The 23,277-nt window shown below is 65.5% G+C and carries 24 protein-coding genes; 20 read left to right on the top strand and 4 right to left on the bottom strand.

Annotation, left to right across the window (positions count from 1 at the left end; translation table 11 throughout):
• Window positions 1–136 precede the first annotated feature (136 nt).
• The 17 genes from IEW81_RS10080 (at window position 137) to IEW81_RS10160 (ending at window position 16,577) form a co-directional block, all read left to right on the top strand.
• Complete coding sequence (locus tag IEW81_RS10080) at window positions 137–1,369, top strand: tetratricopeptide repeat protein (protein ID WP_229671354.1); 1,233 nt, start codon at window positions 137–139, stop codon at window positions 1,367–1,369.
• 10 nt (window positions 1,370–1,379) lie between these two features.
• Window positions 1,380–2,402: an HAD-IIA family hydrolase gene (locus IEW81_RS10085; RefSeq protein ID WP_097061508.1), complete on the top strand. Its 1,023-nt coding sequence runs from the start codon at window positions 1,380–1,382 to the stop codon at window positions 2,400–2,402.
• 2 nt (window positions 2,403–2,404) lie between these two features.
• On the top strand, window positions 2,405–2,590 hold the full coding sequence (locus IEW81_RS10090) for a hypothetical protein (RefSeq protein WP_097061447.1): 186 nt from the start codon (window positions 2,405–2,407) through the stop codon (window positions 2,588–2,590).
• A complete protein-coding gene (locus IEW81_RS10095) occupies window positions 2,583–3,392 on the top strand; it encodes a TlyA family RNA methyltransferase (protein ID WP_229671355.1) in 810 nt (269 codons plus the stop codon). The genes IEW81_RS10090 and IEW81_RS10095 overlap by 8 nt, the downstream gene beginning before the upstream one ends.
• Window positions 3,393–3,454: 62 nt before the next feature.
• Window positions 3,455–4,381, top strand: coding sequence for an NAD kinase (locus IEW81_RS10100; RefSeq protein ID WP_268236659.1), 927 nt, complete (start codon window positions 3,455–3,457; stop codon window positions 4,379–4,381).
• Window positions 4,378–6,075: a DNA repair protein RecN gene (gene recN / locus IEW81_RS10105; protein WP_097061444.1), complete on the top strand. Its 1,698-nt coding sequence runs from the start codon at window positions 4,378–4,380 to the stop codon at window positions 6,073–6,075. The genes IEW81_RS10100 and recN overlap by 4 nt, the downstream gene beginning before the upstream one ends.
• Window positions 6,076–6,169: 94 nt before the next feature.
• A complete protein-coding gene (gene pyrG / locus IEW81_RS10110; RefSeq protein ID WP_097061443.1) occupies window positions 6,170–7,891 on the top strand; it encodes a CTP synthase in 1,722 nt (573 codons plus the stop codon).
• Complete coding sequence (locus IEW81_RS10115) at window positions 7,884–8,534, top strand: NUDIX domain-containing protein (RefSeq protein WP_097061442.1); 651 nt, start codon at window positions 7,884–7,886, stop codon at window positions 8,532–8,534. The genes pyrG and IEW81_RS10115 overlap by 8 nt, the downstream gene beginning before the upstream one ends.
• Complete coding sequence (gene xerD, locus IEW81_RS10120; protein WP_097061441.1) at window positions 8,531–9,451, top strand: site-specific tyrosine recombinase XerD; 921 nt, start codon at window positions 8,531–8,533, stop codon at window positions 9,449–9,451. Before IEW81_RS10115 ends, xerD begins: the two co-directional genes overlap by 4 nt.
• Window positions 9,452–9,545: 94 nt before the next feature.
• Window positions 9,546–10,433 carry a ParA family protein gene (locus tag IEW81_RS10125; protein WP_097061440.1) on the top strand — a complete coding sequence of 296 codons (888 nt, stop codon included), beginning with the start codon at window positions 9,546–9,548 and terminating at the stop codon, window positions 10,431–10,433.
• Complete coding sequence (locus IEW81_RS10130) at window positions 10,417–11,262, top strand: segregation and condensation protein A (RefSeq protein ID WP_373285390.1); 846 nt, start codon at window positions 10,417–10,419, stop codon at window positions 11,260–11,262. The genes IEW81_RS10125 and IEW81_RS10130 overlap by 17 nt, the downstream gene beginning before the upstream one ends.
• On the top strand, window positions 11,252–11,845 hold the full coding sequence (scpB, locus tag IEW81_RS10135) for an SMC-Scp complex subunit ScpB (protein ID WP_097061439.1): 594 nt from the start codon (window positions 11,252–11,254) through the stop codon (window positions 11,843–11,845). Before IEW81_RS10130 ends, scpB begins: the two co-directional genes overlap by 11 nt.
• Complete coding sequence (locus tag IEW81_RS10140; protein WP_097061438.1) at window positions 11,845–12,681, top strand: pseudouridine synthase; 837 nt, start codon at window positions 11,845–11,847, stop codon at window positions 12,679–12,681. Before scpB ends, IEW81_RS10140 begins: the two co-directional genes overlap by 1 nt.
• Complete coding sequence (locus tag IEW81_RS10145; protein ID WP_097061437.1) at window positions 12,674–13,765, top strand: prephenate dehydrogenase; 1,092 nt, start codon at window positions 12,674–12,676, stop codon at window positions 13,763–13,765. The genes IEW81_RS10140 and IEW81_RS10145 overlap by 8 nt, the downstream gene beginning before the upstream one ends.
• Window positions 13,762–14,502 carry a (d)CMP kinase gene (gene cmk / locus IEW81_RS10150; RefSeq protein WP_097061436.1) on the top strand — a complete coding sequence of 247 codons (741 nt, stop codon included), beginning with the start codon at window positions 13,762–13,764 and terminating at the stop codon, window positions 14,500–14,502. Before IEW81_RS10145 ends, cmk begins: the two co-directional genes overlap by 4 nt.
• 9 nt (window positions 14,503–14,511) lie before the next feature.
• Window positions 14,512–16,035: a ribosome biogenesis GTPase Der gene (gene der / locus IEW81_RS10155; protein ID WP_097061435.1), complete on the top strand. Its 1,524-nt coding sequence runs from the start codon at window positions 14,512–14,514 to the stop codon at window positions 16,033–16,035.
• A gap of 59 nt (window positions 16,036–16,094) precedes the next feature.
• Complete coding sequence (locus IEW81_RS10160) at window positions 16,095–16,577, top strand: NUDIX domain-containing protein (RefSeq protein WP_097061434.1); 483 nt, start codon at window positions 16,095–16,097, stop codon at window positions 16,575–16,577.
• Between the two features lie 21 nt (window positions 16,578–16,598).
• Here the strand turns inward: IEW81_RS10160 and IEW81_RS10165 are convergent, their stop codons facing one another.
• The gene (locus IEW81_RS10165; RefSeq protein ID WP_097061433.1) at window positions 16,599–17,099 is read right to left on the bottom strand and encodes a DUF3515 family protein; all 501 of its coding nucleotides are present in this window, start codon (window positions 17,097–17,099) and stop codon (window positions 16,599–16,601) included.
• A 25-nt stretch (window positions 17,100–17,124) separates the two neighbouring features.
• Between IEW81_RS10165 and thiL the strand changes: the two genes are divergently transcribed.
• On the top strand, window positions 17,125–18,153 hold the full coding sequence (thiL, locus tag IEW81_RS10170; RefSeq protein ID WP_097061432.1) for a thiamine-phosphate kinase: 1,029 nt from the start codon (window positions 17,125–17,127) through the stop codon (window positions 18,151–18,153).
• 23 nt (window positions 18,154–18,176) lie between these two features.
• Here the strand turns inward: thiL and rsmD are convergent, their stop codons facing one another.
• From rsmD to IEW81_RS10185, 3 genes are all read right to left on the bottom strand, one after another.
• Window positions 18,177–18,734, bottom strand: a complete 558-nt coding sequence (rsmD, locus tag IEW81_RS10175; protein WP_097061431.1) for a 16S rRNA (guanine(966)-N(2))-methyltransferase RsmD — start codon at window positions 18,732–18,734, stop codon at window positions 18,177–18,179.
• Window positions 18,735–18,742: 8 nt separating this feature from the next.
• The gene (locus IEW81_RS10180) at window positions 18,743–19,543 is read right to left on the bottom strand and encodes a site-2 protease family protein (protein WP_218840047.1); all 801 of its coding nucleotides are present in this window, start codon (window positions 19,541–19,543) and stop codon (window positions 18,743–18,745) included.
• Window positions 19,544–19,711: 168 nt separating this feature from the next.
• Window positions 19,712–20,188: an OsmC family protein gene (locus IEW81_RS10185; RefSeq protein ID WP_097061430.1), complete on the bottom strand. Its 477-nt coding sequence runs from the start codon at window positions 20,186–20,188 to the stop codon at window positions 19,712–19,714.
• A 264-nt stretch (window positions 20,189–20,452) separates the two neighbouring features.
• Here IEW81_RS10185 and IEW81_RS10190 point away from each other — a divergent pair, with 264 nt between their 5' ends.
• Window positions 20,453–22,642, top strand: a complete 2,190-nt coding sequence (locus IEW81_RS10190) for an ATP-dependent DNA helicase RecG (RefSeq protein ID WP_097061429.1) — start codon at window positions 20,453–20,455, stop codon at window positions 22,640–22,642.
• 75 nt (window positions 22,643–22,717) lie between these two features.
• Window positions 22,718–23,200, top strand: a complete 483-nt coding sequence (gene coaD, locus IEW81_RS10195; RefSeq protein ID WP_097061428.1) for a pantetheine-phosphate adenylyltransferase — start codon at window positions 22,718–22,720, stop codon at window positions 23,198–23,200.
• Window positions 23,201–23,277: the final 77 nt, after the last annotated feature.

The raw sequence follows: 23,277 nt of genomic DNA on the forward strand, positions 1-23,277 counted from the left end.
TGTAAAATAGCCACCCCAGCTGTTGAAAAACAGCCAGGGTGGCTGTTTTGCGTTAAGCACCAGCAATTTGCTGTCATTCAGATTTAGGCTCAGGCAGGGCCCGCAGGGCGCTGGGATTCCAGAAAGAGGCAGCATCGTGAGTGATACACCCAGGCGTGACGGCCCATCCAGGGATGGCCGGCCTTCCAGCGGTCGTTCCGGAGCTGCCGGTGCTCGCGGTACCAGCAGGGGCGGTTCAGACCGCGACCGCGGCGAACGAACCCAGGGCGGCCAGGGCGAACGCGGTCGCGTCGAGCGCGGCCAGGGTGACAGCGGTCAGAAGCCGTCGTGGTCGAAGCGGCCCGAAAATGTTCCGGGGTCGAAGCCCGGTGAGAAGCGCCTATGGACCAAGGGCGGGGCACCGGCCCGTGGTGACAGGGACGCCCGGGAGCGAGAGGTTCCCGAGGATAGGGACCCTTTCGGCATCCGCTCTGTACGTGCGTATCACGAGGCACCCGAGATCCCCGAAGATGTCACTCCGAAACAGCTCGATCGGGTTGCGCTCAACGAGCTGAAGACCCTGAGCAAGGAGAACGCAGAGGGCGTAGCGAAGCATCTCGTGATGGCCGCACGTCTGATCGAGGATGACCCGCAGCTCGCTCACAGCCATGCCATCTCGGCAGCGAGGCGCGCCGGTCGGATCGGCGTGGTCCGCGAAACCCTCGCGATCACGGCTTACGCGATAGAGGATTACGCCCTCGCGCTGCGAGAACTGCGCACCTACCGCCGCATCACCGGGCGCGACGACCAACTGCCGATGATGGTGGACAGTGAAAGGGGGCTCGGTCGCCCTGAGAAGGCGCTTGAGCTCGGTCGTTCCGTGTCCCGGTCCACACTCGCGGTTGGCGTGCAGGTTGAGCTTGCGATCGCGATGTCAGGTGCGCGACTCGATCTCGGCAATGCTGAGGCCGCCCTGGTGGAGCTGGAGATTGCGCAACTCGATCCGGAGACGGCCTTCTCCTATAGTCCGGGCCTGTTCGGTGCCTACGCGACAGTTCTCGAGGAGCTCGGTCGTGGCGCCGAAGCCGAGCAGTGGTACGCCCGGGCGGAACAGGCTGAAGACGCGCTCGACGAGCTGGGCGGCGACGATGACATGATCGAGGTCATCGAGGAGGACGCGATCGAGGTCATCGAGGAGGACGCGATCGAGGTCATCGAGGAGGACGCGATTCGGTCGGATGCCGTCGACCAGCAGGCCCCTCAAGAGCAGGCCCCTCAAGAAAACATCGCTGACGAGAAGACCGCTAACGAGCAGATCGAGGATGTGCGTGATGACGCCGAAGTTGCCAGGTCCCTTCAGGCGGCGGAAGACGACAACGTCGATGACTGACATTTCGTCGATGACTGACATCTCGGCGCTGGCGGGGACTTCGGTGCTGGCGGGGATCGACCTGGTGCTCACCGACCTCGACGGAGTGGTCTACCGCGGTCCGACGGCGTTGCCGCACGCGGTGGAGACTCTCAATCGCATCGCCGAAACCTCACGAGTTGCGTACATCACCAACAACGCATCACGCACTGATGCGTCGGTCGCCGCGCACCTGACGGAGCTCGGGCTCACCGTGGTGCCGACAGACGTCGTAACGTCGCCGCAGGCGGCTGTCGCCATCCTGAAGCAGACCGTCGACGCGGGTGCGGTGATCCTTGTCGTCGGGGGTGACGGGCTCGTCGATGAAGTCAGCAAGGCCGGATTCATCGTCACGCGGTCAGCGCTCGATGCTCCAGCCGCGGTGATTCAGGGTTTCGCACCGGAGGTCGGATGGGTGCATCTCGCCGAAGCTGCCTTCGCGCTCAACGGGGACGGTGCCTCGGGAGACCTGCCCTGGATCGCCACGAACACTGACTGGACTATTCCGCAGTCGCGCGGCACGGCGCCGGGCAACGGCACGCTCGTGTCGGCGGTGCACACCGCGGTGGGTCGCCTTCCGATCGTCGCAGGGAAGCCCGAGGTCGCGATCTTCACTGAGGCCCTGGACAGGTTCGGCTCGCGAGCCGCATTGATGATCGGCGATCGACTCGATACCGACATCCTGGGTGCCAATCGCTCCGGAATCCCGTCGGTACTCGTGTTGACGGGCATCGATGGGCCGAAGCAGGTGCTTGCTGCCGTCGAGGCAGAGCGCCCGACGTTCATCGTCGACGATCTTCGGGGGCTGCTCGAGCCATATCCGGCCACGGAGACCCGTGAGATTGCGGGCGGAACGATCACCATCGTGGGGAACGCCGCTGTTCGCCGCGTCGGAAACGTGCTCACTGTGGACTCGGGCAACGGTATCGACCTGCTCAGGGCGGGTTCCGCGGCAATCTGGAATTCCGGGCTCGCGATCTATGCCCTCGAGGTTCCACCGGAACTATATTCGTGACCATGACCGATTCGGGCGACGAGGAACCGACTGCAGACGCCATCGAGCTCGATTCGAATTCCCTGCTGTCACGCTTGCGTGTTATCGAGGATCAGCCGCTCGAATCCCGGGCTGCCGCGTTCGCACGGGTGCATGACACGTTGCAGCGCAGGCTCGAGGGTGGAGACTCGACGGCCTCGCGTGGTTGACGGCGCCCAGCGGCTCGACGCAGCCCTCGCGACCCGGGGCCTTGCCAGGTCACGCACCCACGCCGCGAAGCTGATCGCCGACGGACTCGTCAGCGTCGATGGCACCCCCGTCGTCAAGTCCTCGGTGCAGGTGACGCAGAGCCAGGGCATCACGGTGGCCGACAGCGACCACTACGTGAGCCGGGCCGCGCACAAACTCATCGCGGCGCTCGACAGTTTCAGCGTGGATCCGACGGGGCTCCTCGCGCTCGACGTCGGGGCGTCGACCGGGGGGTTTACGCAAGTGCTGCTCGAGCGTGGCGCCAGGCACGTGATCGCGCTCGATGTGGGGCACGGCCAGCTCGCGGCATCCATTCGCTCTGACGCGAGGGTGTCGGTCGTGGAGGGCTCGAACGCCCGCTACATGACTGCTGCGTCGCTCGCAGCCGATGCTCGCACGACCGAGATCCCGACACTGGTTGTCGGCGACATCTCCTTCATTTCGCTCACAACAGTGCTGCCAGCGCTTGTCGCATCGATAGGACTCGATGCTGACTATGTGTTGCTGGTGAAGCCGCAGTTCGAGGTCGGAAGAACGGGCATCCGCGAAGGGATCGTGCGTGACGCCGGACGTCGGGACGATGCGGTGATGGGGGTGCTCTGGGCGGCCTGGGATCTCGCCCTTCCGACCGCGGGCATCATCCCCTCCCCACTAGCGGGAAACTCTGGAAATCAGGAGTATCTCGTCTGGCTGAGCGCGAGCTCGGGCAGCAATCCGACAGAATGGACTGCGCAGGTTTCTGCGATAACCGCCAACCGCTGACACAGCCTGGCGACGAAAGTACTGGACAATCAGCAGTGTTCGACGATGAAGGGGCATTCACCGTGACATCCGACCGCCACATTCTCATCGTGGCGCACATGGGCCGCGCGGAATCTCGCAATGCCGCCATCAGCGTGTGCCGTCAGTTGATCGCTGACGGACTGACCCCCGTGCTGTCGCGGGACGAATACCATGACGTCCTCGCCGTCGCCCACGACCTCGCACCCATCGCACTGCTCGGCGACACCGTGCAGATCGGGGAACTCGAACTCGTCATAGTGCTCGGGGGTGACGGAACGATTCTGAGGGCAGCCGAACTGGCTCGTGGATGCTCCGTTCCGCTGCTGGGGGTCAATCTCGGTCACGTGGGATTCCTCGCCGAGAGCGACAAAGAAGATCTCACTGACACTGTAACCAGGGCCCTCGCCCGGGACTATCTGGTCGAGGAACGCATGACGCTGTCCGTGCGGGTCAAAGTGGATGCCGAGGTCGTGTTCGAGACCTGGGCGCTCAACGAGGCGACGGTGGAGAAAGCGAGCAGGGAGCGCATGCTCGAGGTCGTCATCGAAGTCGACGGTCGACCGCTCTCATCGTTCGGCTGTGACGGGGTCGTGATGTCGACACCGACAGGTTCTACCGCATACGCGTTCTCGGCGGGAGGGCCTATCGTCTGGCCGAGCCTGAACGCGATGCTGTTGGTGCCGTTGAGCCCGCATGCACTCTTCGCGCGTCCCTTGGTCGTCGGTCCGGATTCGACGCTCGCCGTGGAAGTTCTCGACCGCACGCAGGGTACCGGGGTGCTGTGGTGCGATGGCAGGCGCACCCGCGATCTTCCCCGCGGCGCCAGGGTGATCGTGCGGCGTTCTCCCGTTCCGGTCAGGCTCGCGCGGCTCTCGCAGGGACCGTTCACCGATCGTCTCGTCAACAAGTTCAACCTGCCGGTCAACGGGTGGCGTGGGCCACTCGACGACGAGGACCAGCGACCGTGATCGAAGAGATCACCATTCACAATCTCGGTGTGATCGGCGAAGCGCGACTCCCGCTCGGGCCGGGCTTCACCGCACTCACCGGCGAGACCGGTGCCGGAAAGACCATGATCGTGACGGCCCTGGGCCTGCTTCTCGGAGACCGGGCGGACAGCGGGGCCATCCGCTCCGGAAGCTCGCAGGCGGTCGTCGAAGGACGCTGGCAAATCGACGACTCCGGCTCTGTCGCCGAGCGGGTGAGGGATGCCGGGGGAGACCTCGACGACGGCGAACTGATCCTGAGCAGGTCCATCTCGCAGGAAGGCCGCGGACGCACCGTCGTCGGCGGGCGCAGCGCTCCCGTCAGCGTGCTCCATGAGATCGGTCACCAGTTGGTGGTCGTACATGGCCAGTCCGACCAGGTTCGGCTGCGATCATCCATGGCCCAGCGCGAAGCCCTCGACCGGTTTGCCGGGGCGTCGGTATCGCGTGTGCTCGGCGAATACCAGGACGTCTTTGCGCGCTGGCAGTCCCGCCAGGGCGAACTCGACCTGCTCATGGCCGAAGGCGATCGGCGCGCCCGCGAGGCCGACGACCTGCGAGACGCCATGGCGCAGATCGAGGCCGCGGGCGCGACCCGCGGTGAAGACCGTGCACTGGGTGAGCGAGCGGACCGACTCGGCAATCTCGAGGAACTGCGGCTCGCGGCCGGAGAAGCCAGAGCCATGCTGTCGTCAGAGGTGTCGGACGAATCCACGGATGTCGTTGGCCTGCTGACGGCCGCCCGACGGCAACTCGAGCGCGTGGCGGACCATGACGCGGCGCTCGCGGCGATCGCCACGACCGTTGCCGAGGCGTCCATCGCCGTCACTGAGATCTCGGGGGAGCTGTCACGCTACCTCGCCACCCTCGATGCGGATGGTGCTCGCGAGCTCGACGTCGTAAACGACCGTCTCGCCCAGCTGAACTCCCTCGTTCGAAAGTTTGGCCCCAGCCTGGACGACACCCTGGACTACCTCGACTCTGGCAGCAGCAGGCTGTTGGAGCTCGACAACGACTCCACGCGAATCGAATCACTGGAACGTGAGGTCGAAACCGATCGCGAGAGCGTCATCGAACTCGCGCAGCAACTCAGTTCCATCCGCAGTGAATTCGGCGTGGCCCTGTCGGAACGCGTCACAGCAGAGCTGGCGGCGCTCGCGATGCCCAACTCGAGGGTGACTGTCGTCGTCGACGACCGCCCGGACTACTCGCATACCGGAAAAGACCAGGTCTCGATCCTGCTCCAGGCGCACTCCGGTGCGGAACCACGGCCGCTCGGGAAGGGCGCCAGTGGCGGAGAGCTATCCCGTGTGATGCTCGCCATCGAGGTCGTCATCGCGGGCAATGACCCGGTTCCCACCTTCATCTTCGACGAGATCGATGCTGGCGTAGGCGGGGCATCAGCAATCGAAGTGGGCCGGAGGCTCGCGCGACTGAGCCGCACTGCGCAGGTCATCGTCGTCACCCACCTCGCCCAGGTCGCGGCATTCGCCACGAATCACCTGCAGGTGAGCAAGGACAGCGACGGCGCAGTGACGGCCTCCAGCGTGACCCAGCTCCTGGGCGAAGACAGGATCTCTGAGATGGCGCGACTGCTGTCTGGACTCCCGGATTCCCAGAGCGGACTGGCTCATGCTCGCGAGCTGCTGGATATAGCGCAGGAGCTCCAGCAATAGCATCGAGCACGACCGTGCTCCACATCTGCCGGATCCATGACCAATACCTGCGAGTCACAGCGAGCGGCAGTGATCGGGGATAAGATGAAATCCCGTGGTGGATAACTCTGAGCGGTTCGTAACTAAGCATATTTTCGTCACCGGTGGAGTCGTCTCCTCCCTCGGTAAAGGGCTTACGGCTGCCAGTCTCGGCAACCTGCTCACGGCTCGGGGCCTGCGGGTCGTCATGCAGAAACTCGATCCATATCTCAACGTCGACCCCGGCACGATGAACCCGTTCCAGCACGGCGAGGTGTTCGTCACCGACGACGGTGCAGAAACCGACCTCGACATCGGGCACTACGAGCGATTCCTCGACATCAATCTCGACCAGGCAGCCAATGTCACGACGGGCCAGATTTACTCTCAGGTGATCGCGAGGGAGCGCCGCGGCGAGTACCTCGGCGACACGGTCCAGGTCATCCCGCACATCACGGACGAGATCAAGCGAAGGATGCGACTGCAGGCGCAGGCCGGACCAGGCGGCGAGCAGGCTCCCGACGTGATCATCACGGAGATCGGTGGAACCGTCGGCGACATCGAGAGCCAGCCGTTCATCGAGTCTGCACGCCAGGTTCGCCATGAGCTCGGCCGCAAGAACGTGTTTTTCGTGCACGTCTCACTCGTGCCCTTCATGAATGCCTCGGGCGAGCAGAAGACCAAGCCGACCCAGCACTCGGTGGCGGCCCTCAGGTCGATCGGTATTCAGCCGGACGCCCTCGTGCTTCGCTCAGACCGACCGGTGTCTGACAGCAACAAACGCAAGATCGCCCTCATGTGCGACGTCGACGAGGACGCCGTCGTCAACGCCGTCGATGTGCCATCTATCTACGACATCCCGACCATGCTGCACGACCAGGGTCTCGACGCGTACATTATCGAGCAGCTCGGGCTGACGGCATCCGACGTCAACTGGGACGGCTGGAGTGAACTGCTCACGGCAGTGCACGAGCCTCGACACGAGGTCACGATCGGCCTCGTCGGAAAGTACATCGACCTGCCCGATGCCTACCTCTCGGTCACCGAAGCACTCAAGGCTGGCGGCTTTGCGCAGCAGACGAAGGTCAACATCCGCTGGGTGCCGTCTGACGAATGCGAGACGTACGAGGGTGCAGCGCGCAAGCTGGGCGACCTCGAGGGAATCGTGATCCCCGGAGGTTTCGGGGTCAGGGGCATCGAGGGCAAGCTCGGAGCACTGAAATTCGCCCGTGAGAACGGACTGCCCGCGCTCGGCCTGTGCCTGGGAATGCAGTGCATGGTGGTCGAATATGCGCGGGATGTCGCCGGGCTCTCCGGTGCTTCATCGTCGGAGTTCGATCCGGACACCGAGTTTCCCGTGATCGCGACGATGGCAGAGCAGGTCGACATCATCTCGAGCGGTGACATGGGCGGCACCATGCGACTCGGGCTCTACGAGGCCGCGCTGGCGCCGGGATCCATCGTCTCGGAGCTTTATGGAGCCACCACGATCGCGGAACGGCACCGTCACCGCTACGAAGTCAACAATGCCTACCGGGAGCAGATCGGCGCGGCCGGCCTCCAGTTCAGCGGAATCTCCCCGGACCGTACCCTCGTCGAATTCGTCGAGTTGCCCCGCGACGTGCATCCGTTCTACGTCGGCACCCAGGCGCACCCCGAGCTGCGCTCGCGACCGAACCACGCGCATCCATTGTTCCGCGGCCTGATCACCGCGGCGCTCGAGCGCCAGCAGGCCAGCAGGCTGTTCGAGGTCGCCGAGAGTTCCGACGACCCTGCGGTCACCGCGGTCGATGCCTGACAACCCGTCCGGGTCCGGCCGGCTCGTCGATGATGCGATCGAACTCACTGTCGCCAGCACCGACATCGTGTTCGAGGGCAAGGTATGGAACATTCGGCGCGAAGCCTTCGAACTCGACGGCCACCGGATCACCCGCGAATTCACGGATCACCCCGGGGCCGTCGCCGTGCTCGCCCTCGACGAGCACGACCGCGTGCTGCTGATCAAGCAGTACCGGCACCCCGTGAGGCTGCGCGAGTGGGAGCTGCCGGCAGGCCTGCTCGACATAGCCGGTGAGCCACCACTTCTCGCGGCACAGCGTGAACTCGCCGAGGAGGTCGACAAGGTCGCCGCCGACTGGAACCTGCTGGCCGATTTCATGACCTCGCCGGGGGGCAGCAACGAAGTGCTCCGCGTCTACCTCGCTCGGGGAATCACCGACACCGCAGAGGTATTCGACCGCATCGCGGAGGAAGCCGGAATCGAGGTGCGCTGGGTTCCCCTCGATGAGGTGGTCGACGCGGTGCTCGCGCGTGACGTGCAGAACTCGATTCTCGTGATCGCCGCGCTCGTTGCCGCCGCCGGCCGCGCAAGAGACTGGACGACTCTCGGTGATGCCAACGCTCCGATGACGAGGCACCCATTGGAGCGCGCGGCGCGATGACTTCCGGGGCGGTCGACATTGCGGTCGCCGTCGACCGCTACCTGCGCCACGTCTCGATCGAGCGCGGACTGTCGCCCAACACCGTGCAGGCTTATCGCCGCGACCTCGGTGCGTACACCGACATGCTCGCTGGTCGCGGCATCCACAACCCGTCGGCGATCGCGACACAGGATGTCGTGGCTTTCGCCCACGAGCTGCGCACCAGACATGAGCGGCCGCTGAGCGCGTCATCCACAGCCAGGATGCTGTCATCGGTGCGCAGTTGGCACCGGTTCCTGCTCGATGAATCGATCGTGGAGGTGGATGTCGCATCCGAGGTGCAGCCGCCGAAACAGTCGATGCGGCTGCCGAAGGCGATCTCGATCGAACAGATGGAATCTGTGCTCTCGGCAACCGATGGCGACGACGTGCAGTCCCTGCGGGATAAAGCACTACTGGAGCTGCTGTATGCGACGGGTGCCCGAATCTCGGAGGCTGTCGCACTGAACGTCGATGACCTCGTCGATGGCGACATCGTGCGGCTGTTCGGCAAGGGCAGCAAGCAGCGCATCGTGCCGGTGGGCAGCTTCGCAAGATCGGCGATCGATGCATACCTCGTGCGTGCGCGACCCATATTTTCCGCGCGCGGAGCTGCCACTCCCGCGTTGTTCCTCGGTTCCCGGGGCCACCGGGTGTCGAGGCAGAATGCGTGGCTCATCATCAGGGCGGCGGCGGAAAGAGCGAAGCTCGGCCTCGAGATCTCACCGCACACCTTCAGGCACTCGTTCGCCACCCACCTGCTCGCCGGCGGAGCCGATGTGCGCGTGGTGCAGGAGCTGCTGGGGCACTCATCGGTTGCCACGACCCAGATATATACGATGGTCACTGCCGATACGCTGCGCGATATGTACACGACCGCGCATCCCCGGGCGCGTTGACGAGTAATAACCTTCAACCTCTGGTAGAGGCGAACCGCGCGCGCCGCTCGCGTGGCGGCAGTTGCTCCCAAAATCGGCACCGTACAGTGGAGCCATGACGGTGCACAGGGACGATTCGGCGGTGCTGTCCGGCATGGAAGCACCGGTCAAGGGGCCCACTGGCAGGCCGTTGCGAACCTTCGCAGAACCGCCGGTTTTGAAGGGCCACGGACCCGCGCGCATCATCTCCCTCTGCAACCAGAAGGGCGGCGTCGGCAAGACGACGACCACCATCAACCTGGGGGCGACACTGGCCGAACTCGGCAGGCGTGTGCTGGTGATCGACTTCGATCCGCAGGGTGCGCTCTCCGCCGGGCTCGGAGTGCAGACGCACGATGTCCCGACGATCTACGACCTGCTTCTCGGGACCGTGAAGAACCCGGTCGAGGCCATCGTCCACACGAACTATCCGAACCTCGACATCATCCCGGCGAACATCGACCTCTCTGCGGCGGAGGTGCATCTCGTCAACGAGGTCGCCCGTGAAACAATCCTCGCCAGGGTGCTGCGCAAGGTCAGCGACCAGTACGACGTCATCCTGATCGACTGCCAGCCCTCGCTCGGCCTGCTGACCGTCAACGCCCTTACGGCAGCGCACGGGGTGCTCATCCCGCTCGAGTGCGAGTTCTTCGCCCTGCGTGGGGTTGCCCTGCTGGTCGAGACGATCGAGAAGGTGAAGGATCGGTTGAACTCGGCCATCGAGCTCGACGGAATCCTGGCCACCATGTACGACTCCCGCACCCTGCACTCGCGCGAGGTGCTCGACCGGGTGGTCGAGACCTTCGGCGACAGTGTCCTGGAGACCGTCATCGGCCGTACTGTCAAATTCCCTGACGCCAGTGTCGCCGGTGCCCCGATCACGAGCTTTGCTCCCGAGCACGCGGCATCGCAGGCGTACCGCCAGCTGGCCAGAGAACTGATCTCCCGTGGCGCTGTCGCCTGACGGCGTCGGCACCGGACACGCAATCGCTGCCGAACCGGTGGAGCCCCCCGTCGGCTTCTCCGTCAGCCTGAACAACTTCAACGGTCCGTTCGACCTGCTTCTCTCCCTCATCACCAAACACGAGCTCGACATCACCGAGGTGTCGCTCTCGAAGATCACCGACGAGTTCATCTCTTACCTGCGCGGGCTCGACTCCGAGGCAGAGCTCGACCAGGCGACTGAATTCCTTGTCGTGGCAGCGACACTGCTCGACCTGAAGGTGGCTGGGCTGCTCCCGCAGGGCGAACTCGTCGACGCCGAGGATGTCGCGCTGCTCGAAGCGCGGGACCTCCTTTTCGCCCGGCTGTTGCAGTACCGCGCCTTCAAGGAGGCCGCCCAGTGGTTCTCGGCTCAGTGGGACGCCGAATCCACCCGGCATATCAGGACGGTGCGGCTGGAGGAGAAGTACCGAAAGCAGACGCCCGAGCTGGTCTGGACCATGACGCTCGACGACTTCTCTGCTATCGCCTCACTCGCCTTCGCCCCTCGCGAGATTCCGTCGGTCGGTCTCGACCACCTGCACGCGCCCCTCGTATCGATAAGGGAGCAGGCTGCCTACGTCGTGGCGATGTTGAGACGTGGTGAGGTCCTGACCTTTCGCCAGCTGATCTCGGGTGCAGAGCAGAGGGGCGTCGTTATCGCGCGCTTCCTGGCTGTGCTCGAGCTGTACCGTGGAGCGTTCATCGGTTTCGACCAGGTCGAACCGCTCGGCGAGTTGCACATCCGCTGGTCGGTCGAACACTGGACCGACGACAGCCTCGCCAACCTCGGGAGTGACTATGGAAACTGAGACTGAAACGAACTCGACAGCCCAGGCAGTCGTCGACCTCGAACGCAGCATCGAGGCGATCATGATGGTCGCAGACGAACCGCAATCGCTCGTGGCGCTGGCGACCGCGCTGGCAGCGCCGGTAGCGGCCGTGCGACAGTCGATCGAGCGACTCGTCGCCGACTACGACGGTAACACCGGCGGCACGCGTCGCGGATTCGAGCTTCGCGAGGTTGGCGGGGGTTGGCGCATCTATGTGCGCCCCGAGCACGATGGCGCCGTGCGCGATTTCGTACTCACCCAGAATCCGACGAGACTTAGCCAGGCTGCGCTGGAAACCCTGGCGGTGATCGCCTACAAGCAGCCGATCAGCCGCGGCGCAGTGGCATCCATTCGCGCCGTCAACGTCGACTCGGTGGTGCGCACCCTGCTCGGGCGTGGGCTGATCACCGAGGCGTTCACCGACAACGAGACCGGTGCGATCCACTACGAGACCACCGACCTTCTTCTTACACAGCTCGGGATCAACTCGATCGACGAGCTTCCCCACATCTCTGAACTGCTCGACGATGGAGCAGACGGTTTTTCAACGGCGGGAGCCTGATGAGCAACGGCAGCAGCAGTGACAGCAACAGCAATGGCAGCGACGCACCGAACCCCGAGGGCGAGCGGCTGCAGAAGGTCATGGCGGCGGCGGGTGTTGCCTCGCGCCGGGTATCCGAAGACCTGATCGCGCAGGGGCGTGTCACCGTCAACGGCGAGATCGTCACAGAGCCGGGCCGGCGCGTGCTGTCGACAGACAGGGTGACAGTCGACGGCACCGCGATCCAACTCGACACCACCAAGCGATACGTCATGCTCAACAAACCCATCGGGGTCGTCAGTTCGATGCAGGATGAGGCCGGCCGGCCGGACCTGCGCGAATTCACGCGCGACTACGACGAGCGGCTCTTCAACGTGGGCAGGCTCGACGCCGGCACGTCCGGCCTCCTCGTGCTCACTAACGACGGAGAGCTCGCACACGTGCTGGCCCATCCATCATTCGGGGTGTCCAAAACCTACATCGCCAAAGTCTCAGGTTCCATGAGTGCCCAGACTGTCAGCATGCTGACAAAGGGCATCGAGCTCGACGACGGCCCCATCCACGCCGACAAGGCGCGAATGCTGGGCACGGCATCCGGGGGCGCATCCATGGTGGAGGTAACTCTGCACTCCGGCCGCAACCGCATCGTGCGCAGGATGCTCGACGCCGTCGGTCACCCGGTGATCGAGCTGGTGCGGCGCCAGTTCGGACCCCTCCACCTCGGGTCGCTCGGTGTCGGCCGCACCCGTGACCTCACGAAGGCCGAGCTGGGCGAGTTGCTGACCATTTCCCGGGGTGGCCAGGACGCTGCCGCTCCCGAGGCGCCCGTCGAGCCGGAGAGTAGCGCCCGTGAGTGACCGCCGGCTGGAAGGTCCGGTGCGGATCGTGGGGGCTGGACTCCTCGGGGCGAGCATCGGTCTTGCGCTGAGGGAGCGCGGCGTCGACGTCATTCTCGACGACGTGTCGCCGTCCGCACTCGACCTCGCGATCGACTACGGCGCCGGCCGGCCAGCCGCTGACGGCGACCTGCCCGCACTCGTCGTGGTCTGCGTGCCGCCCGATGTGGTTGCGCGGGTGGTGGCGGCGGAGCTCGCCGCACACCCGATCGCGCTGGTGACGGATGTCGCCAGCGTCAAGGTGGCCCCGCTCGAACAGCTGCGCGCACTGGGTGTGGACCTCTCCCGGTACATCGGTTCACATCCGATGGCGGGCCGCGAACGAAGCGGAGCGATTTCGGCCAGGGCCGACCTCTTCATCGGCCGACCCTGGGTGATCGCCGGTCACGACGCCATCAGCTACGGCAGGGCAGCCCAGGTTGAACAGCTCGCCCTCGACCTCGGGGCGATCCCGATGGAGATGACGGCTGGGGAGCACGATCGCAATGTCGCCCTCGTCTCGCACACTCCGCAGGTCGTGGCATCCCTTCTGGCGCGCAGGCTTTCCGGAGCCACCGATTCCGCTGTCGCGCTAGCCGGCCAGGGCCTGCGTGACACCACACGCATCGCGTCGAGCGAACCCGAGCTCTGGGTACAAATCCTGGGTGCCAACGCCGAGCCGGTCGCAGAGATCCTGGCGGCATTCCGCGACGACCTCGACGCGATGATCGCCGCCCTCCAGCAGCCGACGGCACCGGGAGCCCGCCGCGCCATCGCCGAATCGCTCGCCGGTGGCAACGCGGGCGTTGCCCGCATTCCCGGCAAGCATGGCCAGGCGAGTCACTTCAGCCAGATCGTCGTGAAGGTGGATGACACCCCGGGCGAGCTTGCGCGGCTGCTCACCGACATCGGTGAGGCCGGGGTCAACATGGAAGACCTCAGGCTCGAGCATTCACCCGGTGCGCAGATCGGCCTTGCCGAGATCTCGGTGCTGCCCGAAGTCGAAGAACGACTCGTCTCGGAGCTGTCGGCCCGGGGCTGGAAGATTGCAGGAGCATTCGCATGAACACGACCGTCGTCGCGATCGATGGCCCAGCGGGGAGCGGCAAGTCGAGCGTGTCCAAAGCCGCAGCGGCGAAACTCGGGTTCGCCTATCTCGACACGGGAGCCGCGTATCGGGCGCTGGCGTGGTTCTGCCTGGAGCGCGGTATCGACACCGTCGGTGCTGACGGCATCACGGATGCCCTGTCGGAGTTCGACTTTTCGATCGGCACCGACCCCGACGCATATTTCGTACGCGTCGGCGGTGACGACGTGACCGGCGACATCCGGGAGCCCCGCGTCACGAAGATCGTCAGTAGCGTAGCGAGGGTTCCCGAGGTGCGCAGCTATCTGGTGGCGCTGTTCCGGAAGATCATGGCGGGCGTGCCGAACGGCGGGATCATCGTCGAGGGCCGCGACATCACCACGGTCGTGGCGCCCGATGCGAGAGTGCGGATTCTGCTCACGGCAACCGAAGAAGCTAGAATGGGCAGGCGTTCTGCTGAACTCACCGGGGTCGACGCCTCGACCACAGCACGGGAGCTCAGTTCCCGGGACGCGCAGGATTCGCGTGTCGTGGACTTCATGAACGCCGCAGATGGTGTCACCACCATCGATTCCACCGATCTCGACTTCGAACAGACCGTGCAGGCTGTCGTGGGTCTCGTGCACAGTGCTGTTGATAAGCGCGGTGCTGTTGATAAGCACCGTGAAGCTGACAAGCACAGTGCAGTTGATAAGCACCGTCCGCATAACCCCTAAGGAAAAGCCATGGCTGACGACACCGCCTCCGCAAAAGACGACTTCCCGCAGATCGACGAGGCGCTCGCCGAGCGCATCAGGGGCATCGACGACGACGAGGCCACCCAGCGGGCCAGCGCGCTGCGCCAGGGTCTCGCCGACTATGACCTCGACGACGAAGACTTCGGCATTCTCGATCTCGCATCCGAAGACCCTGACGCGATCGTCTACCTGCCAGCGCTTCCGGTGCTCGCGATCGTGGGTCGACCGAACGTCGGCAAGTCCGCGCTCGTCAACCGCATCATCGGTCGTCGCGAGGCCGTCGTCCAGGACACTCCCGGCGTCACGCGTGACCGCGTCAACTACAAGGCCGAATGGGCTGACCGCTCCTTCACCATCGTCGACACCGGTGGTTGGGAGCCGGACGCCAAGGGCATCAACGCCTCCGTAGCGGCGCAGGCCGAGATCGCGATCGACCTGGCAGACGCCGTGCTGTTCGTCGTCGACGCCACGGTGGGAGCGACATCCACCGATGAGCACGTCGTTCGCATGCTGCGCGCTACCAGGAAGCCCGTCATCCTCGTCGGCAATAAGGTCGACGACGTGCACCAGGAACCGGATGCCGCAGCGCTCTGGTCTCTCGGACTCGGCGAGCCGTGGCCCGTCTCGGCCGTCCACGGCCGTGGTGTTGCTGACCTGCTCGATCACGTCCTGACGATCCTTCCGGAGATCTCCGCCGTAGCCAAGGAGGAGGTGGGTGGACCGCGTCGCGTCGCCATCCTCGGGAAGCCGAACGTTGGAAAGTCGAGCCTGCTCAACAAGACTGCCGGGGAGGAGCGAGTCGTCGTCAACGAGATGGCCGGCACCACCCGTGATCCCGTCGATGAGCAGATCGAGCTGGGCGGTAAGTTCTGGCGCTTCGTCGACACCGCCGGAATTCGTCGCCGCGTCAACCTCTCCCAGGGTGCAGATTTCTACGCCACCCTGCGTACCTCAGCCGCGTTAGAGAAGGCGGAAGTCGCCGTCGTCGTCATCGACGTGTCTGCACCGATCAGTGTGCAGGATCTCAAGATCGTCGATCTCGTGCTCGAATCCGGTCGCGCGCTCGTGCTGGCCTACAACAAGTGGGACCTGCTCGACGACGAGCGCCGCGTGTACCTCGAGCGTGAGATCGAACAGGACCTCTCTCATGTGTCGTGGGCTCCCCGCGTGAACATCTCGGCCAAGACCGGTCGCCACCTCGAGAAGCTCGTTCCGGCCCTTGAACTCGCGCTCGCCTCCTGGGACACCCGCATCCCGACAGGCAAGTTCAATGCCCTGCTCGCCGAACTCACGCAGGAGCACCCGCACCCCGTACGCGGAGGCAAGCAGCCGCGCATCCTGTTCGGCACACAGGCAGCATCGCGCCCGCCGACGTTCGTGCTGTTCACCACCGGATTCCTCGATCCGCAGTACCGCCGGTTCATCACGCGTCGCCTGCGTGAGATCTTCGGCTTCGAGGGCAGCCCCATCAACGTGAACATGCGAGTGCGGGAGAAGCGCAAGCGCACCTGACCCGGATAGACCCGGTGGCCGTCACTGATTCGCCAGCGTGATCGGCTAACGTCGAGTTCATGGATCCGCTCCCCAACAGCCTCCCCCGCCGACCACGAGGACCGGGCGACGAGTGGGTGTACGGCGAGAACGGTGAGAAGTTCTGGGGCAGTTTCGGTGCTGCCGGGCTACTGGTCTGGCATCGCGATCTCGGAGTTCTTCTGCAGCATCGCTCCCTGTGGAGTCATTTCGGTGGAACGTGGGGCCTTCCCGGCGGTGCGCTCAAACCCGACGAGGGTGCGATTGCGGGTGCGATGCGGGAGGCCAACGAGGAAGCCGGTGTCGACCCCGAGCTGTTGCGGGTGATGTTCTCCACCGTGCTGGACAGGGGCGTCTGGACGTACACCACGATCGTTGCGGAAGCCATGGTGGTGTTCGAGCCGGTCATCGGCGACGCAGAGAGCGTCGCGCTCGCGTGGGTGGCATTGGACGACGTGGTCGGGCTGCCGCTTCATCCGGGATTCGAAGCCACCTGGGTGGATCTCAGGTCCCGGCTGGTCTGACTTTCGGTGCCCGCGCCTCGCTCAGCTGCCGGCAACCTCCGGCGAGACGCATGTGCGATCGGCCGGGATCTCGCTGACCGAGGCAGCCAGCTCGCTGAGCACATCGAAACCGGAGACCCCATCGTTGGTCACGTCAGGGTTGCCATCGCTGTCGATGATCACCTCGACAGCGGGGGTACGGCCGTAGGTGGTGAAGACGAAGTTGGGGTCATTGCTGTCGTCGCGCAACCAGTCGATGCCGTCGACGGTGATGCACGGAAGCGTCGCGGTGGGCGCAGGAGACGGAACCCCGCACCGTAGCAGTACGAACGCGGGTTGGCCCCAGGCGGCCGTCGACTGGGCGTCGGTCTCGCGGGCCGCCAGTTCGCCCACGGTGTCGGGCAGTCGCACCATGGCGGGTGCGCATGCGGGATTCGCGGCGTCATCCGCGGCATCCAGCACGACCGCGGGCGTGCACCCCACCAACAGCAGCAGGAGGGGTGCGGTCAGCGCAATGACCAGGGTTGCGCGGGTCGATCTCATCGGAATCCAGGTTACCGTGTGAAGTATGACGACTGCTGAGATCCCTGGGCCTGCTGAGATCTCCGGCCCGGCCGGGACTCTCGGCATCCTCGACACTCTCGGCAGCCTCGGAGAGCAGGCGGTTCTGGCACGGATCTTCCCTCGGCTTCCCGCGGCGGCGAGCGAGCTACTCGGGCCCGGTGATGACGCAGCGGTGGTCGCTGCACCGGACGGCAGGGTCGTGATAACGACGGACATGATGATCCACGGCCCGGATTTCAGGCTCGCGTGGTCGACCCCTTATGACCTGGGATGGAAGGCCGCGGCATCCAACCTCTCTGATATTGCGGCCATGGGAGCCGTGCCGACTGCGCTCGTCGTGGCGCTCGCCGTGCCCGCAGACACTCCCGTGCTCGTGCTCGAGCAGTTCAGTGACGGGCTTCGCCATGGCTGCGACTCGCTCGCCCCGGGCTGTGGAGTCGTCGGCGGTGATCTCTCTGTCTCGACGGTGTTCACTATCGCCGTGACAGCCCTCGGCGACCTCGAGGGCCGTGCGCCGGTGCTCCGTTCCGGTGCCGTGGTGGGTGACGTCGTGGCGGTGTCTGGCGTGCTGGGGGCCGCCGCCGAGGGGCTGCGACTGCTGTTCGAGCACGGAACCGTCGACTCGGTTCCGGATGTCGCATCCGCCGCCCGGCTCAGGCTCGAGCACGCCGCCGCCATCGCCGCCCAACTGGCGCCCCAGCCCCCGATCGCCGACGGGCCCGCCGCCGCGATCGCCGGAGCGACCGCCATGCTCGACCTCAGCGACGGGCTCGCCATCGACGCACGTCGGCTTGCCGCGGCCAGTGGCGTAGCGCTCGACCTGTCGAGTGCGGCCGTGGGCGGAAAGCTGCAGCTCGATGGGGGAGAGGATCACAGCCTGCTCGCCACGTTCCCGGCGACGACGATTCTGCCGGGCGGTTTCCGGGCGATCGGGATGGTCGTGGCCGGTGTCGGGGTGCTGGTCGACGGCGAACCGTACATCGAATCGAGCGGCTGGGACCCGTACCGCGGGTGGGATGGCGAGGCCGGCTGACCTGCGCGGTGCTGTAAGCAGGGCTAGAGCGCGCTGAGCCAGTACAGGGCAGTGTCGCCGTAGTCCTTACGGCGTTCGAGCTCGAGCCCCTCGGGCCACTCCGGTTCCGGGGTGCGCGAACTGCGCTCGAGCACCACGATGGCACCCGGCGAGAGCCGCGGCACGAGGGCGTCGAGGTTGTGCGCGAGTTCGGGCAGGCCGAGATCGTAGGGCGGATCCATGAACACGAGGTCCCAGAAGGCGCGAGCCGAGGTCAGAAACGGCTGCACAGCCTGCCCCGACGATTCGATGGCTGGCTTGCTGCCTTTCGGCGCCTGCTTCAGGATGCGCGCAGCGTTCAGTTTGCCGGTCTGGATGAAGCGGTCGACGAGTGTCACGTGGGTCGCGCCGCGGGACGCCGCCTCGAGCCCCAGCGCGCCCGATCCGGCGTACAGGTCGAGCACCCGCAATCCGGCAATGGCGTCTCTCGCCTCGAGCGCGGAAAAGATCGCCTCACGAACGCGGTCACTGGTGGGCCTGGTGCCGGATCCGGGCACGACGATGGTGAGCGATCCTGCCCACCCTGCGATTATCCGGGTCATAGCGGCAGTCAAATCCAGAAACGGAAGAGGGCGAACCCGCTGCCGACGAAGACGGAGGGAACGCCCAGGAACGAGGTGAGCCCGATGATCGCGGTGAAGAACGCGGCATTGATGGCGGGCACCCACAGCAGGGCGAACAGACCGAAGATGGCGAATGGCGCGATCGGTGCAACCGCCGCCAGGGCACGGTCAGAGAGGTAAGGCTCGATAATTCCGAACCCGTCGAGGCCAGGCACAGGCAGCAAATTGAGCACGGCCGCCGTGACCTGGAGAAACAGCAGGAACGACAGCGTGAACCAGAAAGGGCTCGTGCCCTGCCTGAAGCCCAGTGCGAGGGCCAGTACCAGCGCGATCGCCAGGTTGGTGAGCGGTCCCGCAGCCGAGACAGCCGAGGTGGCGAAACGGGTTCGGATCGCCGCTCGATTGATGAACACTGCGCCGCCCGGAAGCCCGATCCCACCGGCGATGAGGAAGACGAGAGGAAGCACGAGGCTGTAGACCACGTGGGTGTAGCGCAGGGGATCGAGTGTGAGGTAGCCGCGGTGTACGACAGAGACGTCGCCGTTGCGGTACGCCACGAGGGCATGAGCGAATTCATGAAGTGACAGCGAGACGATCCAGAAGAGCAGCACGAACACGAACGACATGATGGCGGGAGGGCCGATCCCCGACCAGAGCGCCCAGCCCGACACGATTGCACCCCCGACGAGCGCGAGAAAGATCGGCGATGGACGGTGACCGGAGTGCGGGGGTGTGGATGTCGGGCCAGACTCCTCGCGGTCCTCGCTGCCGGTTCCACTCATCGTCACGCTGGCAATCCTGTCACAGGGCTGTCCTGTCACAGGGCTGTCGACCATCAGTCGCAGTGGCCGCCTTGGCGCTCCAGTCGGTCCTCGTGGCGTGCAACAGCCTCAGGCTGCAGTCCTTCACGGCACGGAAGAGGAAGGCGCGTGCTGGTCGGCCTCCGCCGTGCCGACCTAGACGCGAGCGAGGACCTTGTTTGTCCAGTCGCTTGAGACCTCGACGCCGGCCCGCACGAAAAGCTGGGTCAGTGGGCAGCGACGGCCCACCTCCGCGACGAACTCATCGAAGGCCGCGTCATTGAGCTCGGTTTCGAGTTCGACCGTCAACTTCACCCGTGAGAAGTTCGGATTGCCCTCTGCCCCGAGGACCAGCACGGAGTTGTCGAGATCTGCCTCGATACGACCAGTGAACTCGCCCAGCACGATGTTCTGGCCGAGTGCAACGATCTTCGACGTGACCTGGTTGCACGAGACGTATGCGGCGAGTACGTAATCGAGCGGGCTGGGAGCACTGTCGGTTCCCCCGAACGCAGGGTGGCCTTCCGCGCGGATCGTGTGTGCGCTTCCGGCGATGGAGACTTCCTGGAGCACCCCCTCGCCCGTGGCGGAAAGATCAAAGGCCAGGATGGTGCCTTTTTCGTGGATCGGCATGGTGTTCTTCTTTCTCGCTGTCGGACTCTGTTACCCGTCACGATAGGGGGGCGAATTCCCGCGTCGCTGAAGATGACAGATTGTTTCCTGCGGCCCCAGACGCTCTCGCACGTGATCGGTCGGTATGCCCGCGCTCGACATGGTCATGTCACCGCGCTGTCCATGTCACGGGGCTCTCCCGTCACGGGGCTCCTGTCCTCGCGCTCCTGTCCTCGCGCTCCTGTCCTCGCGCTCCTGTCACAGGGCGCTGGCGGGTAGCGTTGGATCGTGGCATCCCCCCTCGACCAGAAGCTCGCCGACATCCTCGGCGGGCGTACGGCTGCGGCATTCGCCAAGGGGCTGGGGCTGGAGACAGTCGGCGACCTGCTCAGCCACTATCCGCGGAGGTATGCGCGCCGGGGGGAGCTCACCGCTCTCACCCACCTGCCCGTCGACGAGAACGTGACCATCGTGGCCGAGGTGCTGCGCGTGATGAACAGGCCGATGCGGGCGAAGCGTGGCTCCATCCTCGAGGTGACGATCGGCGACGGCAAGGGCATCCTGACCCTGACCTTCTTCAACCAGGCCTGGCGGGCCAACGAGCTGAAGGCAGGCGCGAGGGGCATCTTCACGGGAAAGGTCGGTGACTATCGGGGCAGTCTGCAACTCGCGCATCCGGACTACGAACTTTTCGAAGCGGATGACGAGACCGGCGCCGACCCCGAACGCGCAAAGGCCTGGGCAGAACTGCCGATCCCGATCTACGGCGCCACCTCGACGGTCGCGAGCTGGCAGATCCAGAAGGCGATCGGGGTGGTTCTCGACACCCTGGATCCCATCGACGACCCTGTGCCGGTAGAGCTTCGAACGACCCTGAAGCTGATGGATTTCTCGCGGGCGCTGCAGCTCGTGCACCGGCCGACCGTCGACGCCGAATGGGGTGCCGCGCGCAAGAGCCTGCGTTTCCAGGAGGCGTTCGTGCTGCAGGCAGCCCTGTTGCAGCAGCGCCAGCGGTTGAGAGAGACGGCGGCGACGGAGCGGGTGGCCGGAGCCATCCTCGACGGGTTCGACGCCACGCTCCCGTTCACACTGACCAGCGACCAGGCTCTCGTGGGGTTGCAGGTCGCCGACGACCTGGCCGCCCCGGTGCCGATGAACAGGCTCGTGCAGGGGGAGGTCGGATCGGGCAAGACCCTGGTCGCCCTGCGGGCCATGCTGGCCGTTGCGGAATCGGGCGGGCAATCCGCCCTGCTCGCTCCGACCGAAGTGCTCGCGCACCAGCACCTCCGGTCGATCGTGAAAACCCTGGGTCCGGATCTCGCCGCGCGACTGCGGCCCACCCTGCTGACGGGCCAGCTCCCGGTGGCGGAGCGGCGCAAGGCGCTGCTCGCGGCGGTCTCGGGTTCGGCGCACATCGTCATCGGCACCCACGCCCTGCTCGGCGACCGGGTCGAGTTCTTCGACCTTGGCCTCGTGGTCGTCGACGAGCAGCACCGCTTCGGGGTCGAACAGCGCGAAGCCCTGCGCCTGAAGGGACGACAGCCTCCCCATGTGCTCGTGCTGACGGCGACCCCGATCCCGCGCACCGTGGCGATGACGGTCTTCGGCGACCTCGACATCTCCACCATCGCGGAGCTGCCAGCAGGCCGGTCGCCGATCGAGAGTTTCGTGGTTCCCCTGGCCGAGCATCCCGGCTGGGTCGCGCGGGTGTGGGCGCGGGTGGCGGAGGAGCTCGCCAAAGGCCACCAGGCTTTCGTGGTGTGCCCCGCCATCGACGCCACACCGGTCGACGCCACACGGGTCGACGACAGCGACCTTCCGGCACCGGATGCCGTCGCCACCGGTGCCCCGGCACCCAGGCCGACCGCTAACGTGACCGAGGTGCTCGCCTCGCTGCGGGCCAACCCGGTGCTCGCGGGCAGGCGCATCGAAGGATTGCACGGTCGAATGCCTGGCGACGAGAAAGACGAGATCATGAGATCGTTCGCCGAGGGGCGCATCGACGTGCTCGTCGCGACCACCGTGATCGAGGTGGGCGTCGACGTGCCCAACGCCTCCACGATGGTCGTTCTCGACTCCGATCGCTTCGGGGTGTCGCAACTGCATCAACTCCGCGGGCGTGTGGGTCGCGGCGGGGTGCAGGGGCTTGCGCTCTTCGTGACCGGTGCGGAGGAAGAGTCGCTCGCGCGCGAGAGGGTGGAGGCTGTGGCATCCACCCTCGACGGATTCGAGCTGGCCAATAAGGATCTCGAACTGCGGCAGGAGGGTGACGTGCTGGGTCGGATGCAGTCTGGCGGCCGATCGAGCCTGCGCCTGGTCAGGGTGGCGAAGGATGGCGCCCTCATCGCTGACGCGCGCGAGCGTGCGGCGGCAATCCTCGCTGCCGACCCGACACTTTCTGCTCACCCCGCGTTGCGTGAAGCACTCGATCGCCGGCTCGACGAGACGGCCGAATCGTTCCTGGCGAAGAACTGACAATCGCCGCCCGCGTGGTCGGTTGGGTGCCCATTCGGTAACGAACCCGCAACTTTGGCCCGGTATGGTGAAAGCATGCACAGGATCGCCGTCGTTCCTGGGTCTTTCGACCCGGTCACCCTTGGACATCTCGATGTCATAGAACGAGCGGCGGGTTTGTTCGACGAACTCCACGTGCTGGTGGTGCACAACCCGGGGAAGGCCGCGTTGTTGCCGATCGCGCAACGGGTCACGCTGATCGAGCAGGCGATTCGCGAGGCCGGTTTCGGGGGCAACATCCGAGTCACCAGCTGGAGTGTCGGCCTGCTCGTCGACTACTGCACCGAGGTGGGGGCAACCGTCATCGTCAAGGGAATCCGTTCGCAGGTGGATGTCGCGTACGAAACGCCCATGGCGATCGTGAACCGTGATCTCGCCGCTGTCGAGACGATCTTCCTGCTTCCCAATCCCGCGCATGCCCATGTCTCGAGTTCGCTTGTGCGCCAGGTGGATGCGCTGGGCGGGGACGTCGCGCCCTATGTTCCGCCCGCGGTCTCGCGCTTCCTGCGGCAGGGCTAGCCAGCACCAGCCGCAGCACCGGGCTCGCGCGCCGGGCTTGCGCACTGCAACGATCGTGGCTGGCTGAGATCACGGCC

This window comes from Salinibacterium xinjiangense, from assembly GCF_014645015.1.
Taxonomy (GTDB): domain Bacteria; phylum Actinomycetota; class Actinomycetes; order Actinomycetales; family Microbacteriaceae; genus Rhodoglobus; species Rhodoglobus xinjiangensis.